This window comes from Pseudomonas sp. NFACC10-1 (assembly GCF_900119195.1).
Classification (GTDB): Bacteria; Pseudomonadota; Gammaproteobacteria; order Pseudomonadales; family Pseudomonadaceae; genus Aquipseudomonas; species Aquipseudomonas cerasi.
Map to the genome: position 1 here is coordinate 197,712 of NZ_FPJB01000001.1, position 16,074 is coordinate 213,785.

Below are 16,074 nucleotides of genomic sequence, written 5' to 3' on the forward strand. Positions count from 1 at the left end.
GTGTTTACCCTTCCAGTGGGTGGGGATCGAGAACCAGCAACTGGCTCTCGGCAAAGTAATGCTCGTCGCAGTTGTTGCCTTCGCCACTGCGATCAACCACCAGGAAGTCATCCCGCTTTTCGATCGTCAGCACCGGATGGTGCCAGACGCCGCGATGGTAATTGACACCCTGCCTGCCGTTCGACACGAAGGCGCGGGTCAGCTCTGATTCAGGCACATCGCCAACCGGCGCGACCACGATCAGAAAGGGGTTGCCGAGCAACGGCACGAACGCCTGACTGCCCAGCGGATGACGCTCCAGCATGCCGATGGTCAACGGCATCGGCAGCGCTTCGGCGCGGAAGATGCTGATGATCGCCTTGTCTTCCGGCTGCGCGGTCTGCACATCAGCCAGACGATGAAAGCGCATGGTCGAGCCGTTATTGATCATGAAGTGATCGCTGCCGTCGGTTTCAATCACATCACCGAATGGCGCAAAGGCTTCCTTGGTCAGTGGCTCGATTATCAGTTTGCGCATGCGGGTTCTTCTTCAATGGTTTTGAGGGTGGGTCGTTTGCACATTCGTATTGATGACTATCGTGCCAATGCTCTGCGTTGGCATGCATTTCGTGACGCTCTGCGTCACAACTCTACGCCGCGCCACACATACTCAAGACTGGACGCAGAGCGTCCGGAACTGCATTCCCACGCAGAGCGTGGGAACGATAGCCTGTTGCCTTCTGCTGACTTCCGACGCGTTGTTACCTGGCCACCTTGCCCAGTACTCGCAGGCGGCTCACGCCCCCGTCCGGGAATACGTTCAGGCGGATGTGGGTGATCGGGCCGATCGCCTTGATCTGCTCGGCGAACTCGTGTTCTGCGTGCATGGTCAGCTTCTGGCTGGGCAGCAACTCGCGCCAGAACAGGCTCTGGGTTTCGATCTGGCTGTCGGTGCCACCCTTGACCAGAGCGCCCTGAATCGAGCAGCTGTCCGGGTAGTTACCTTTGAAGTGCAGGGTATCGACGATGACTTTCTCGACTTCGCCCTTATGCCCGAGTGCCACAATCACCCAATCGTTGCCGGGTGTGCGGCGGCGCGCGGTTTCCCAGCCGTCGCCCATGTTCACACCGCGCCCAGGGTTGAGGATATTGCTCATGCTGCCGTAATGCTCATCGGAGCAGGCAATCGATCGGCCGCCATTGAGCGCTGCAACCAGATCGATCTGCTCGTCCTCGCTGACTTTCGACCAGTCGCGATGCGGTACACCGTACACGCGCAGACGCGCGACGCCGCCATCCGGGTAGATGTTGAAGCGCAGGTGGCTGAACGCCTGATCGTTGCTGATCTCGTGGTAATGATGGCTGTTGCCTTGCAGCTCCACAGACGGCAGCACTTCGGTCCAGGCAGTGTTTTCATCGGGCTCGCCCGACGCCAGGAAGCACGCCTCCAGCGACGCGGAAGGCGGGAAGTTGCCGGTGAAAAACGAGGTGTCGATGTCCACACCCTTGATGGTTCCTGCCACACCGAGGCGAATCACTGCGCTGTCGTACCCTTCGAAACGCTTGCGGCGCGACTCCCAGCCGTCCATCCACTTGCCGTTGTCGTCGAACACGCCTTCTTTCCAGACGGCCGGGGTCGGCTGGAACAGCCGGTTGGCGTCGGCGAACCAGTCATCGGTGACCGAAAGGATTTTGGTGCCCAGACGTGCGTCGGCCAGGTTCACGAACTTCTCGAACGGTGCGGCGTAAACTTTCATGCTCTTTGTCTGCCTTCTGAATACGGTTATGACTGCGACGCTCAAAGCGCCTGTAGACGAAACAGTGCGATCTTGTTGATCTCGGCCAGGGCGCAAGCAAACTCGGCCTCGGGCGAGTGGTGGATGCGTTGTTCGAACGCTGCCAGAATTTTGTGCCTGTCGCTGCCCTTGACCGCCATGATGAACGGAAAGCCGAAGCGGGCCTTGTAAGCCTCGTTCAGCTCGGTAAAGCGCTGGAACTCCTCAGGCGTGCAGTGGTGGATACCGGCGCCGGCCTGTTCATCGGTACTGGCCTGAGTCAGCTCGCCCTGGACGGCAGCCTTGCCTGCCAGGTCCGGGTGGGCATTGATCAGTGCCAGTTGTTGCTCGTGTGTGGCACCCAGCAGGATCTCGCTCATGCGTGCGTGAAGGGTCTCGACCTGATCGAGATGCGCGCCTGTGCTTTGGTCGAACGCTTGCTGCGCGACCCACGGTGAGTGTTCGTAGATATCGGCAAAGGCCGCGATGAACGCCTCCCGGCCCAGGCTTGAAGGTGTCAGTGTCTTGAACGTGCTCATTGCTCGGCCTTGCCGGTAAACGGATGTTCAGTGTGCCAGTGCCGGGCGATATCGACACGACGGGTAAACCACACCTGCTCATGGCCTTTGGCGTACTCGATGAAACGCTTGAGTGCGGCGAGGCGGGCGGGGCGGCCGATCAGGCGGCAATGCAGGCCGATGGAAAGCATCTTCGGTGCGTCTTCGCCTTCGGCATACAGCACGTCGAACGCATCCTTGAGGTACTGAAAGAACTGCTCGCCATTGTTGAAGCCCTGCACCTGGGTGAAACGCATGTCGTTGGTGTCCAGGGTGTACGGAATCACCAGATGAGGCTTACCGGTCGGGTTGTTCGGCTCCCAGTACGGCAGGTCGTCGTCGTAGGTGTCGCAATCATAGAGAAACCCGCCTTCCTCCATGACCAGGCGCCGGGTGTTGGGGCCGGTGCGCCCGGTGTACCAGCCCAACGGCCGTTCGCCGCTGATGTCGGTGAGGATCTGGATCGCCTGGCGCATGTGCTCACGCTCCTGGGCTTCGTCCATGTTCTGGTAGTCGATCCAGCGATAGCCGTGGCTGCAGATCTCATGACCTTCGGCGACCATGGCGCGGATTACATCCGGATGACGTTGCGCAGCCATGGCCACGGCAAAAATGGTCAGGGGGATATCGAACTGCCTGAACAGCTTGAGAATGCGCCACACACCGGCGCGGCTGCCGTACTCGTACAGCGACTCCATGCTCATGTTGCGCTGGCCCTGGAGTGGCTGCGCGGCAACCATCTCGGACAGAAAGGCTTCTGATTCCTTGTCGCCATGCAGAATATTGCGCTCGCCACCTTCCTCGTAATTCAGCACGAAAGACAAGGCAATGCGCGCATTACCCGGCCAACGTGGGTGAGGCGGGTTGTTGCCGTAACCGATCAGGTCGCGTGGGTAGTCAGCGCTCACTGCAAGCTTCCTTTTTCTACATGGGGTGCGTTGGATGCGTTAAGTCAGGTGCAATGCCAAGAGCGGTCAAGGCACTGTTGGGTCAAGATTGTATACAATTTTGTTTTCAGCTTGTAACCCTGTACGTTTCTGCACCGAAGCGTCTCGATAAGCGTAAAACAAGCAAGAAACCTGCCTGACTGGTCAGCTAATCGTAAAAAACCTGATATTTTTCCTCTGCTTCCTATATCTCTGGCCAATCCTGCGCCCAGCCGGCGTCCTGGCCACGGGCTGTTGAACGATCAGGAATTTATTGTGTACAGCTTTTCCCGAAAGTGTCTTAATCGGTCGCAATCGCACGATGTAGAGCACCTCATTGGTGCGCTGCTTGACCATGGCCGGATGTGAGGAGTGAAGTTTTGGGAAAATTGACCACACATGTACTGGATGCCGCCCACGGCTGCCCAGGCAGCGCCATCCGCATCGAGCTGTACCGGGTCGAAGGCCAGCAACTGCTGCACGTTGTCAGTGCGCTCACCAATAGCGACGGGCGTTGCGATGCGCCGCTGCTGCAGGGTGAGGCCTATCAATCCGGCGTCTATCAGTTGCACTTCAAGGCTGGCGATTATTACCGCGCGCGGGGCGTGGCCCTGAATGAGCCTGCCTTTCTCGATGAGGTGGTGCTGCGCTTCGGCATTGATGCAGGTCAGGAACACTTTCATGTGCCGCTGTTAATCTCGCCATACAGCTACTCGACGTACAGGGGCAGCTGAATACCTCTTGCCCGCCCACACTGCGGGCTTTTTTTTGCGCGTGTCTGCGCTTTTGCCCTGTGTACAATGCGCCAGTCCCGATGCCGTCATCCACCTGCGCACGAGTGCCCATGAACGACCAGTCCCTGCCCCTCAAGAAACAGCCGCGCAGCCTTGGCTCAAGCCGTAACGTCACGCAGGACGATGTCGTTTACGAACATGTCTTCGATGCCATTCTGGAACAGCGGCTGGCGCCGGGTACCAAATTGAGTGAAGAGGCGCTGGGCGAGATTTTCGGTGTGAGCCGTACCATCATTCGTCGCGCCCTGTCGCGGTTGGGCCATGAGGGCGTCGTGTTGCTGCGCCCCAACCGTGGCGCGGTGGTCGCCAGCCCCAGCGTTGAAGAGGCGCGGCAGGTGTTTTTCGCCCGGCGTATGGTCGAGAAGGCAATCACTGAACTGGCGGTCGAGCACGCTACTGCCGAGCAACTGGCCGAGCTGCGCCAGATGGTCAGCGACGAGCGCGACAGCTTCGCCCGCGGTGATCGGGGTGCCGGTATTCGTTTGTCCGGCGAATTCCATCTTCAGTTGGCCGTGGCCGCTAGAAACGCGCCGCTGATCAGCTTCCAGCGCAGCCTGGTGTCGCAGACCTCGCTGATCATTGCCCAGTACGAAACCGGCAATCGCACGCACTGTTCCTACGATGAGCACAACCAGTTGATCGACGCCATCGAAGCCCGCAATGCGGCACTGGCCGTCGAATTGATGATGCATCACATGGACCACATCGACAGCAAACTCAACCTTGACGAAGACAGCGCCACGGATGATTTGCATGCGGTGTTCTCGCACGTCATGGGCCGGAAAAAACCGGGGCGTTGAGGCTGTGTGGATGAACAATTATCGTACGACGCAGAGCGTCGCGACCTGCATTCCCACGCGGAGCGTGAGGAACGATCATCTCAACTATCGTGCTGATGTTCTGCGTCGGTCTGAACAGACAATCCGATTATCGTGCGACGCTCCGCGTCGTCATGCCGTTCCGGACGCTCTGCGTCCTCTTGGCGACGCAGAGCGTCGCGACCTGCATTCCCACGCGGAGCGTGAGGAACGATCATCTCAACTATCGTGCTGATGTCCTGCGTCGGTCTGAACAGACAATCCGATTATCGTGCGACGCTCCGCGTCGTCATGCCGTTCCGGACGCTCTGCGTCCTCTTGGCGACGCAGAGCGTCGAGACCTGCATTCCCACGCGGAGCGTGAGGAACGATCGTCTCAACTATCGTGCTGATGTTCTGCGTCGGTCTGAACAGACAATCCGATTATCGTGCGACGCTCCGCGTCGTCATGCCGTTCCGGACGCTCTGCGTCCTCTTGGCGACGCAGAGCGTCGAGACCTGCATTCCCACGCTGGAGCGTGAGTGGCGAGAGTTGTCCTGAGAGCAGGTTCAACTCCGCTCATGCACCAATCGCCCACCTGACCAGGTCTGCTTTACAGTCCGGTCATCACCAATCGTCATCAGCACGAACAGAATCTCTTCGATGCCTTTGGCTTGCTTCAAACGATACGACAGCAGCGGGGTGGCGTTGTAGTCGAGCACCAGGAAGTCAGCCTCGTTGCCCGGCTTCAGGTTGCCGACCTTGTCTTCCAGGCGCAGTGCCCGCGCGCCGCCCAGCGTCGCCAGGTACAGCGACTTGAACGGATTGAGCCGCGCGCCCTGCATCTGCATGACCTTGTAGGCCTCGTTTAGGGTCTGCAGAATCGAAAAACTGGTGCCGCCGCCCACGTCGGTGCCCAGACCGACATTCACCTTGTGCTTCTCGGCCATCGGCAAGTTGAACAGGCCGCTGCCCAGAAACAGGTTGGAGGTCGGGCAGAAAGCAATCGCCGAACCGGTCTGCGCCAGTCGGGCGCATTGTTCGTCGCACAGGTGCACGCCATGGGCGAACACCGAGCGCTCGCCGAGCAGGTTGAAGTGATCGTAGACGTCCAGGTAATGCTTGCGCTCCGGGAACAGCGCCTTGACCCACTCGATCTCCTGAAGGTTCTCGCTGATGTGGGTCTGCAGGTACAGGCCGGGGTATTCGGTCAGCAACTGGCCGGCCAGACTCAACTGCTCCGGGCTACTGGTTGGCGCGAATCGTGGGGTCACTGCGTAGCTCAAACGCCCTTTGCCATGCCAGCGCTCGATCAACGCCTTGCTGTCGGCATACCCGGATTCTGGCGTATCGACCAGGTAGTCCGGCGCATTGCGGTCCATCATCACCTTGCCGGCGATCATGCGCAGATCAAGTGCCTGCGCCGCGCTGAAAAACGCCTCGACCGATTCCTTGTGCACGCTGCCGAACACCAGTGCCGTGGTTGTACCATTGCGCAGCAGTTCCTTGATGAAGATGTCGGCCACCTGTGCTGAATGCGCGGGGTCGGCGAACTGGCTTTCGCAGGGGAAGGTGTAGGTGTTGAGCCAGTCCAGCAACTGCTCGCCGTAGGAGCCGATCATGCCGGTTTGCGGCAAGTGAATATGGGTGTCGATGAACCCCGGTGTGATCAGTGCGTCCGGGTACTCGATCAGCTCGACATCGTCGTCGAGGCGCTCCAGCAGATCGGCAGCGTGACCCACCGAAACGATCTTGCCGTGCTCGACCAGCAGCAAGCCGTCGGCAAAGTATTCACAGGATGCCTCCAGCGCCACTTCGGCCGGGTCGGCGAGGCTGTGAACGATGGCGGCGCGGTAGGCTTTACGGCGGGAAACTGAACTCATGGCACTCTCGTTGTGACTCATTGCGACTGACTGCGGCGCGATGCAGGCAGCAGTCTGGCGATAGGTTCGGCGTTGGCGGTGTGTTGGCCAAAGCTGACATTGTAAGTGGCGATTATTTCCGCGGCGATCGACACCGCGATCTCGATGGGCAGCTTGCCTTTGACCTCGGCCAGGCCCATCGGGCAACGCATGCGTTGCAGCAGACTGGCGTCGAAACCGCGTTCCCGCAAGCGATGTTCGAACTTGACCCGTTTGGTTTTCGAGCCGATCAGTCCGAAGTAACCGAAGTCACCACGCCCGAGGATGGCGGCCGTCAGTTCCAGATCCAGTTGATGGTTGTGGGTCATCACGACGCAATAGGTGCCCACAGGCAGTTGCGCGACCTCGTCGACCGGCTCGTCATTGACGATCTTGATCACGCCATCGGGCATCGACTCGGGGAATTCATGCTCGCGGCTGTCGATCCAGCGCACCCGGCAGGGCAGGCTGGCCAGCAGCGGCACCAGCGCGCGGCCGACATGACCGGCACCGAACACGGCGATCTGCGCGACGGGCTCGCCCATCGGTTCGAACAACAGCACGTTCACGCCGCCGCAGCACTGGCCCAGGCTTGCACCCAGGTTGAAACGTTCCAGGCGCGTCTGCCGTGTGCCGCTGGCAAGCATCTCGCGGGCGATCTCCATGGCCTTGTATTCCAGGTGGCCGCCACCGATGGTGTCGTGGATGCGCTCGGCGCAGACCACCATTTTCGATCCGGCATTGCGCGGCGTGGAGCCCAGCTCCTCGATGATCGTCACCAGAATGCCGGGTTCACCACGGGCCTGCAGCTCGGCCAGGGCGCTGATCCAGTTGTTCATTTCTGCTCCAGGACAGAGTGATCCAGGCCAGGCGCCTTCGCGAGCAAGCTGGCTCCCACGGGGGCATCCTGAATAGGTAAGGGCGAGCCTGGCGAAGCTTCACTTGCCCGCGAAGAGGCGGAAACAATCGGCTCGGCGCCTTCGCTGGATGCGCGACGCGCGGCGCTGTTCTGGCGCATCTGTTCACAGCCCCACAGCACTTTTTCCGGCGTCGCCGGGGCGTCGATGTTTGGTTGATGACGGTAGTCACCCAGGCTCGCCACGGCGTCCTTGATCGCGCACCAGGCGGCGATGCCGAGCATGAACGGCGGCTCGCCGACGGCCTTGGAATGAAACACCGTGTCTTCCGGGTTCTTGCGGTTCTCTACCAGCTTGATGCGCAGATCGAGCGGCATGTCCGCCACTGCCGGGATCTTGTAGGACGCCGGGCCGCTGGTCATCAGCTTGCCCTTGTCATTCCACACCAGTTCCTCGGTGGTCAGCCAGCCGGCGCCTTGAATGTAGCCGCCTTCGACCTGACCGATATCGATGGCCGGGTTAAGCGACGCGCCGACGTCGTGCAGGATGTCGGTGCGCAACATCTTGTATTCGCCGGTCAGCGTATCGACGATGACTTCCACGCAGGCTGCGCCAAAGGCGTAGTAATAGAACGGCCGGCCACGCGCCTGGCTGCGGTCGTAAAAAATCTTCGGCGTCTTGTAATAGCCGGTGCTGGACAGCGACACCTGGCCCATCCATGCCAATTGCGCCAGTTCGGCGAACGGCAGGAACAGCTCGCCGATCCGCACATGGCCATTGCGGAACTCGACGTCCGCTTCGCTCACCTGATAGTGCCTGGCGGCAAACTCCACCAGCCTTTGCTTGAGGATTTCAGCGGCATTCTGTGCCGCCTTACCGTTCAGGTCCGTACCGCTCGAAGCGGCAGTGGGCGAGGTGTTGGGCACCTTGTCTGTGTTGGTCGCGGTGATCTGGATGCGCTCGATGTCCACCTGGAACACCTCGGCCACGACCTGCGCAACCTTGGTGTTCAAGCCCTGGCCCATTTCGGTGCCGCCATGGTTCAGGTGGATGCTGCCGTCGGTGTAGATATGAATCAGCGCACCGGCCTGATTGAGAAAACTGGCGGTAAACGAGATACCGAACTTGACCGGCGTCAGCGCCAGGCCTTTTTTCAGCACCGGGCTGCCGGCATTGAACGCATGAATCGCTTCGCGGCGCTCGGCGTACTGGCTGCTTTGCTCGAGGTCGGCGGTCATCTCTTCCAGCAGGTTGTGTTCGACCGTCTGGTAATAGTGGGTGACGTTACGCTCGGTCTTGCCGTAATAGTTGGCCTTGCGCACGTGCAGCGGGTCCTTGCCCAGGAAACGTGCAATGCAGTCCATGACCTCTTCGATGGCGACCATGCCCTGCGGGCCGCCAAAGCCCCGGTAGGCGGTGTTGGAGGCGGTGTGCGTCTTGCAGCGGTGGCCGTTGACGGTGGCTTCACCGAGGTAATAGGCGTTGTCGGCATGAAACATGGCGCGGTCGACGATGGACGCCGACAGGTCCGGCGAATAGCCGCAGTTGCCGGCCAGATCCAGTTGTATGCCCTGCAAGCGACCGTCATCATCGAAACCCACGTCGTACTCGATGTAGAACGGGTGGCGCTTGCCGGTCATCTGCATGTCTTCGAAGCGTTGCAGGCGCATCTTGGTGGGCTGGCCGGTCAAGCGGGCAATCACGGCGCACAGGCAGGCCGGGCTGGCCGCCTGGGTTTCCTTGCCGCCAAAACCACCGCCCATGCGCCGCATGTCGACCACGATGCGGTTCATTGGCACGCCCAGCACCTCGGACACCAGCTTCTGGATTTCCGTGGGGTTCTGGGTCGAGCAATAGACGATCATGCCGCCGTCTTCGGTCGGCATTACCGACGAGATCTGGGTTTCCAGGTAAAAATGTTCCTGGCCGCCAATGTGCAGGTTGCCCTGCAGGCGGTGGGTTGCGCTCGCCAGCGCAGCGGCAGAGTCGCCACGCTTGTGCGTATGGCTGTCGAGCACGAAGTGTTTCTGGCGCAGGGCCTGGACCACATCCAGCACCGGTTCCAGGTCTTCGTATTCGATGATCGCCGCCATGGCCGCCTGGCGTGCAATGTCCAGGTCGCGAGCCGCCACGGCGAGCACCGGTTGCCCGACGAACTCCACCTTATCGATGGCCAGCAGTGGGTCGCCGGGCAGCAACGGCCCGATGTCCTTGAGCCCCGGAATATCCTGATGGGTAATCGCGATGCGTACACCTTCGAAGGCGTAGCAGGGCGAGGTATCGATGCTGACGATACGCGCATGGGCACGCTCGGAAAGACGTGCGTACACGTGCAACTGGTTGGGAAATTCCAGGCGATCGTCAATGTACACCGCTTCGCCGGACACGTGCTTGTCGGCACTGTCGTGCTTGACGCTGCGGCCGACGCCGGTGTTCAGGCCTTGTTGAAATACTGCAAGCATCTCGGCCTGGGTGAGGTGTGGGGAATGCTCAGACATAGTCAGTCACCCGCGTTGGAACGGCTGGGGTCTGTAACTCGATGAAGTACTTGCGCAGCAGGTTTTGCGCGCTCAACAGGCGGTACTCCTTGCTTGCACGGAAATCCGACAGCGGAGTGAAATCCTCGCTCAGTGCAGTGCAGGCGCGTTCGACGGTTGCATGGCTCCATGGTTGCCCGATCAGCGCCTCTTCGCAGGCCGCTGCACGTTTCGGAATCGCCGCCATGCCGCCGAACGCTACGCGAGCCTCGTGGACCACGCCATCTTCCAGGGTCAGGCGAAAAGCCGCGCAGACCGCCGAGATGTCGTCATCCAGCCGCTTGGAGACTTTATAGGCGCGGAAGATCTGCCGCGATGTGGCGGTGGGCACGATGATCTTTTCGATGAACTCGCTTTCCTGGCGGGCCGTGACCTTGTAGTCGATGAAATAGTCTTCCAGCGCCAAAGTACGCTGACTGTTGCCTTTGCGCAGCACGACCTGCGCGCCAAGGGCGATCAGCAGCGGCGGGGAATCGCCGATGGGGGAGGCGTTGCCGATGTTGCCACCCAGCGTGCCCTGATTGCGGATCTGCAACGAGGCGAAGCGCTGCAGTAACTCGCCAAAGTCCGGGTACTCGGCCTTGAGTGCGGCATAACAATCGGTCAGCGGAGTCGCTGCGCCGATCTCCAGGCGGTCGTCGAAACGCTTCACGCCCTTCATCTCGTCGATGTGTCCGACGTAAATCATCACCGGCAACTGTTTGTGAAACTGCGTGACTTCCAGAGCCAGATCGGTGCCTCCGGCCAGCAGGCGCGCCTGCGGATGGCTGTCGTAGAGGTCCGCCAGATCCGCCACGGTCAGCGGAATGAAGCAGCGTTTTTCGCCGTCATTCAGTTCATCGGTGCCGGCCGGAGCGATGGCGCGCAAGCGTTCGACGGTCTGCGCCTGGCGTTGATCGAACTGATCCGGCAGGCGCTGCGCGCAAGACTGCTCGGCAGCGGCCAGAATAGGGCGGTAGCCGGTGCAGCGACACAGGTTGCCGGCCAGGGCTTCGTGGGCCTGATGGGCATCGGCTTCGCTGCTGTTCTTTTGCAGGGCAAACAGCGACATCACAAAGCCCGGGGTACAAAAGCCGCATTGCGAGCCATGACACTCGACCATCGCCTTCTGCACGCTGTGCAACTGGCCCTGATGCCTGAGGTCTTCGACGCTGATCAATTGCTTGCCGTGCAGCGACGCCATAAATGTCAGGCACGAATTGAGGCTGCGATAACGCAGCGTTTGCTCGCCGTCAGCGTCACTGTGCAACTCGCCCACCACGACGGTGCAGGCACCGCAGTCACCACTGGCACAACCTTCCTTGGTACCGGGCTTGTGTGCCTGCTCACGCAGGTAGGTCAGCACGGTCATGTTCGGATTCAGGCTGCGCTCGGTTTTTAGCTCTTGGTTCAAAAGGAACTGAATCACGGCGCAAAGCCCTCACGTTTATTGTCATCAGACATGTCGATGAATCTATCAGCTCTGTTTATTGGGTCAATTTGTTTCTGACTTCGGAGTCAGGAAATTGAGTTTTTCGGCGATCTGCCGATCAAACAACCTCTGGTTCTTGAATCGCCTGCCGGGTGTATTCAAGGTTTTGCGTATTTCGTGCCAGTTTCCGTGTTTATGGCCCTGCGCCACCCGTGCCGGTTGCGATACACTCCGCGACTTGCATGCTGAACTGGTTTTTTCTGAAGGATAGTCATGACGTTCAAGGCCCCGGACAGCCTCGCTGAGCAAATTGCTCATCATCTTGCCGAGCGGATCATTCGCGGTGAGCTCAAGCCTGGAGAGCGTATTCAGGAGCAGAAAGTCACGCAGGCGTTGAACGTCAGCCGTGGCTCCGTGCGCGAAGCACTGCTGATTCTGGAGCGCCGCCACCTGGTGGTGATCCTGCCGCGTCGTGGCGCGCAGGTCACGGTGCTCAACGCCCATAACGTCACCAGCCTGTGCTGCCTGATGAGCGAGCTTTACATTCTGCTGGCCAATGCGGTGGTCGAGCGCTGGAAGACCGAGGACGATCTTGCGCCGTTTCTGCAGATACAACAGCGTCTGCAGGGCAGTTTCCAGCAGCAGGACGTCAACGCATTCGTCGAAGAGAGCTTCAATGTGATGCGCGCGGCCTATCCGTTCGCCAACAACCCGTACCTCGAGGAAACCGTCGAGAACCTGCAGCCTTCCATGAGCCGCAGCTATTTCCTCGCGCTCGAGCAACGCAAGGCCGATATGGGCGACTACCTGGCATTGTTCGACGAACTGCTTGGCGCAGTGGTGGCGCGGGACATACCGAAGATTCGTGTCGTGCTGGTCAGCTACTGTCAGCGCAGCTGCCAGCTGGTGCTGGCCGCCCTGGCAAAGGGCTGACGCCGTGCGCCTGAAGTGCATCAAGCTGGCGGGGTTCAAATCTTTCGTCGACCCCACCACGGTGAACTTCCCCAGCAACATGGCGGCTGTCGTCGGCCCCAATGGCTGTGGCAAATCCAATATCATCGACGCCGTGCGCTGGGTGATGGGCGAAAGCTCGGCCAAGAACCTGCGCGGCGAGTCGATGACCGACGTCATCTTCAACGGCTCCACCAGCCGCAAACCGGTCAGCCAGGCCAGCATCGAACTGGTCTTCGACAACTCGGACGGCACGCTGGTCGGCGAGTACGCGGCGTATGCGGAAATCTCCATTCGCCGCAAAGTGACCCGCGACAGTCAGAACAGCTACTACCTCAACGGCACCAAATGCCGCCGTCGCGACATCACCGATATCTTTCTCGGCACCGGCCTGGGGCCGCGCAGCTATTCGATCATCGAACAGGGCATGATCTCCAAGCTGATCGAAGCCAAGCCCGAAGACCTGCGCAACTTCATCGAAGAGGCCGCAGGGATTTCCAAGTACAAGGAGCGGCGCCGGGAAACCGAAAACCGCATTCGTCGCACCCACGAGAACCTGGCGCGTCTGACCGACCTGCGTGAAGAGCTCGAGCGTCAGCTGGAGCGTCTGCACCGACAGGCTCAGGCCGCCGAGAAGTATCAGGAATACAAGGCCGAAGAGCGTCAGTTGAAAGCGCAATTGTCGGCCCTGCGCTGGCAGGCGCTGAATGATCTGGTGGGGCAGCGCGAGGCGGTGATCGGCAATCAGGAGGTCGGCTTCGAGGCGCTGGTGGCCGATCAGCGCAGTGCCGATGCGAGTATCGAAAGGCTGCGCGACGGCCACCATGATCTGTCCGAGCGCTTTAACCTGGTGCAGGGCCGCTTTTATTCGGTCGGCGGCGACATTGCCCGCGTCGAGCAGAGCATTCAGCACGGTCAGCAGCGGCTGCGCCAATTGCAGGATGACCTGCGCGAAGCCGAGCGTGCCCGCCAGGAAACCGAATCGCACCTTGGGCACGACACCACCTTGCTCGCCACCCTCGGCGAAGAGCTGGAGATGCTCGAGCCCGAGCAGGAAATGACCAGCGCCGCCGCCGAGGAGTCGGCCATCGCTCTGGAAGACGCCGAAGCGGCCATGCAGGGCTGGCAGGAGAAGTGGGACGTCTTCAATCAGCAATCCGCCGAGCCGCAGCGTCAGGCACAGGTCCAGCAGTCACGCATTCAACAGCTGGAACAGAGCATCGAACGCCTTGCAGAGCGCCAGCGGCGGCTGGCCGAAGAGCGTCAACTGCTGGCCGCTGACCCGGAAGATGCGGCCATTCTGGAATTGAGCGAAGACCTCGCCGCCCGTGACATGACCCTTGAAGAGCTGCACATGGGCGAGGAGCAGGCGGTCGAGCGTCTTGAACAATTGCGCGAAGCGTTGCAGCACGCCAGCCAGGCGCAACAGCAGGCGCAGGGCGAGCTGCAACGTCTCAACGGCCGGTTAGCGTCCCTGGAAGCGTTGCAGCAGGCGGCACTTGACCCGGACACCGGCACTGCCGAGTGGCTGCGGGATCAGCAACTGGCCGAACGGCCGCGTCTGGCCGAGGGGCTGAGCGTCGAAGCCGGCTGGGAACTGGCCTTGGAAACCGTGCTTGGCGCGGATTTGCAGGCCGTGTTGGTGGATGACTTCGACGGGCTCGATCTGGCCGGTTTTCAGCAGGGCGATCTGCGCTTGATCAGTGCGGGTGCCGACACGGTTCGCGCGCCCGGTAGTTTGCTGGAAAAGGTCGACAGCACGGTTGATCTGTCCGCCTGGCTGGGTCAGGTGATACCGGTGGAGAACCTGGACCAGGCGCTGGCGCGGCGTGCACAACTCAGCGCCGGGCAAAGCCTGATCAGCCGTGACGGCTACTGGGTGGGGCGGCACTTTTTGCGTGTACGCCGCGCCAGCGAAGCGCAGAGCGGGGTGCTGGCGCGCGGTCAGGAATTGCAGCAGCTGGGTCTGGAGCGCGACGAGCGCGAAGCGACTCTGGCCACCCTGGAAGAGCAGTTGCTGGTCTTGCGCGAGCAGCAGTCGCAGCAGGAAGACGCTCGTGAGCAGTTGCGCCGTCGCGTGCAGGACGAAACCCGTCAGCAAAGCGAACTGAAAGCGCAGTTGTCGGCGGTCCGGGTAAAAGTCGAGCAGTTGACCCTGCGGCGCTCTCGTCTTGATGAAGAATTGGCCGAGTTGGGTGAGCAACGCGCTGTCGAGCACGAGCACCTCGGCGAATCGCGCCTGCAATTGCAGGATGCACTGGACAGCATGGCGCAGGATACCGAGCAGCGCGAGGTGCTGCAGGCCCAGCGTGATGCGCTGCGTGAGCGTCTGGACCGGATACGTCAGGATGCGCGGCAGCACAAGGATCACAGTCATCAGTTGGCGGTGCGTCTCGGCTCGATCAAGGCGCAATACGATTCGACCCGTCAGGCGCTGGAGCGCCTGCGCATGCAGTCCGAAAGGCTGACCGAGAAGCGCGAGCAACTGAGCCTGAATCTGGAGGAGGGCGAGGCACCGCTCGAAGAACTGCGCCTCAAGCTTGAAGAATTGCTGGAGCGGCGCATGGTGGTCGATGACGAAATGCGCATCGCCAAGAACGCACTCGAAGACGCTGACCGCGAATTGCGCGAGGCAGAAAAGCGCCGCACTCAGGCCGAGCAGCAATCGCAGCTGCTGCGTGGCCAGCTGGAACAACAGCGTCTGGAGTGGCAGGCGCTGACGGTGCGTCGCAAAGCCTTGCAGGACCAGTTGCATGAAGACGGCTATGACCTGCATGGCGTGCTCGCGACACTGACGCCGGAAGCCAGCGAACAGGCTGCCGAGCAGCAACTGGAAAGTATCGCCGGGCGTATTCAGCGCCTGGGCGCGATCAACCTCGCGGCCATCGACGAGTATCAGCAGCAGTCCGAGCGCAAGCGCTATCTGGATGCGCAGGATGCCGATCTGGTCGAAGCGCTGGACACTCTGGAAAACGTCATTCGCAAGATCGACAAGGAGACCCGAAACCGCTTCAAGGATACCTTCGATCAGATAAACAGCGGAATTCAGGCACTTTTCCCAAAAGTTTTCGGTGGCGGCTCCGCTTATTTGGAACTGACGGGCGAAGATTTACTCGATACTGGGGTGACAATCATGGCGCGTCCCCCCGGCAAGAAGAACAGCACCATTCATTTGCTGTCGGGTGGTGAAAAAGCCCTGACGGCGCTGGCGCTGGTTTTTGCCATTTTCAAACTCAATCCTGCGCCGTTTTGCATGCTTGACGAAGTGGATGCGCCGCTGGATGACGCCAACGTGGGTCGCTATGCACGTTTGGTGAAAGAAATGTCACAAACGGTGCAGTTCATCTATATCACCCACAACAAGATCGCCATGGAAATGGCTGATCAGCTGATGGGGGTAACGATGCACGAGCCCGGTTGTTCGCGGCTGGTGGCGGTGGATGTGGAGCAGGCGATGGCGCTGGTGGATGCCTGATTCGACGCCTCGTTCTGCGGGCAAGTGGCTGTCCACAGGCCTGAAAACGAGACGCTGGTACATGAGATGGCAACTTGGGCGGCGAAGAGACGTAACAGACGGTGTAAAGTTAC

The 16,074-nt window shown here is 60.5% G+C and carries 12 protein-coding genes; 4 read left to right on the forward strand and 8 right to left on the reverse strand.

Annotated features, from left to right (window positions below; genetic code table 11):
• Positions 1-4 precede the first annotated feature (4 nt).
• The 4 genes from BT119_RS00675 to puuE all read right to left on the reverse strand — a co-directional run bounded on the left by BT119_RS00675 (position 5) and on the right by puuE (position 3,219).
• Entirely contained in the window at positions 5-517 is a 513-nt protein-coding gene (locus BT119_RS00675; RefSeq protein ID WP_003371439.1) for an ureidoglycolate lyase, read from the reverse strand.
• Positions 518-740: 223 nt separating this feature from the next.
• Positions 741-1,736, reverse strand: a complete 996-nt coding sequence (alc, locus tag BT119_RS00680) for an allantoicase (protein ID WP_003371441.1) — start codon at positions 1,734-1,736, stop codon at positions 741-743.
• Between the two features lie 41 nt (positions 1,737-1,777).
• Positions 1,778-2,293 (reverse strand): 2-oxo-4-hydroxy-4-carboxy-5-ureidoimidazoline decarboxylase, encoded by a 516-nt coding sequence (gene uraD / locus BT119_RS00685; RefSeq protein ID WP_002552800.1) that lies wholly within the window; start codon positions 2,291-2,293, stop codon positions 1,778-1,780.
• Positions 2,290-3,219, reverse strand: a complete 930-nt coding sequence (gene puuE / locus BT119_RS00690) for an allantoinase PuuE (RefSeq protein WP_044308607.1) — start codon at positions 3,217-3,219, stop codon at positions 2,290-2,292. The genes uraD and puuE overlap by 4 nt, the downstream gene beginning before the upstream one ends.
• A 398-nt stretch (positions 3,220-3,617) precedes the next feature.
• Between puuE and uraH the strand changes: the two genes are divergently transcribed.
• Both uraH and BT119_RS00700 read left to right on the forward strand, forming a co-directional pair.
• Positions 3,618-3,971 (forward strand): hydroxyisourate hydrolase, encoded by a 354-nt coding sequence (uraH, locus tag BT119_RS00695; RefSeq protein WP_044308606.1) that lies wholly within the window; start codon positions 3,618-3,620, stop codon positions 3,969-3,971.
• Positions 3,972-4,081: 110 nt separating this feature from the next.
• Positions 4,082-4,831 (forward strand): GntR family transcriptional regulator, encoded by a 750-nt coding sequence (locus tag BT119_RS00700; RefSeq protein ID WP_004413961.1) that lies wholly within the window; start codon positions 4,082-4,084, stop codon positions 4,829-4,831.
• 567 nt (positions 4,832-5,398) lie between these two features.
• Here the strand turns inward: BT119_RS00700 and guaD are convergent.
• From guaD to xdhA, 4 genes are read right to left on the reverse strand one after another with little or no spacing between them, the layout of a single operon-like run.
• Positions 5,399-6,712, reverse strand: a complete 1,314-nt coding sequence (gene guaD, locus BT119_RS00710; RefSeq protein WP_175550537.1) for a guanine deaminase — start codon at positions 6,710-6,712, stop codon at positions 5,399-5,401.
• A 17-nt stretch (positions 6,713-6,729) separates the two neighbouring features.
• Entirely contained in the window at positions 6,730-7,569 is an 840-nt protein-coding gene (gene xdhC, locus BT119_RS00715; protein ID WP_044308603.1) for a xanthine dehydrogenase accessory protein XdhC, read from the reverse strand.
• A complete protein-coding gene (gene xdhB / locus BT119_RS00720) occupies positions 7,566-10,085 on the reverse strand; it encodes a xanthine dehydrogenase molybdopterin binding subunit (protein ID WP_072364467.1) in 2,520 nt (839 codons plus the stop codon). The genes xdhC and xdhB overlap by 4 nt, the downstream gene beginning before the upstream one ends.
• Positions 10,078-11,532, reverse strand: a complete 1,455-nt coding sequence (xdhA, locus tag BT119_RS00725) for a xanthine dehydrogenase small subunit (RefSeq protein WP_072364469.1) — start codon at positions 11,530-11,532, stop codon at positions 10,078-10,080. Before xdhA ends, xdhB begins: the two co-directional genes overlap by 8 nt.
• A gap of 276 nt (positions 11,533-11,808) precedes the next feature.
• Here xdhA and BT119_RS00730 point away from each other — a divergent pair, with 276 nt between their 5' ends.
• The gene (locus tag BT119_RS00730; protein WP_003371456.1) at positions 11,809-12,468 is read left to right on the forward strand and encodes a GntR family transcriptional regulator; all 660 of its coding nucleotides are present in this window, start codon (positions 11,809-11,811) and stop codon (positions 12,466-12,468) included.
• Between the two features lie 4 nt (positions 12,469-12,472).
• Entirely contained in the window at positions 12,473-15,961 is a 3,489-nt protein-coding gene (smc, locus tag BT119_RS00735) for a chromosome segregation protein SMC (RefSeq protein ID WP_072364471.1), read from the forward strand.
• Positions 15,962-16,074 lie beyond the last annotated feature (113 nt).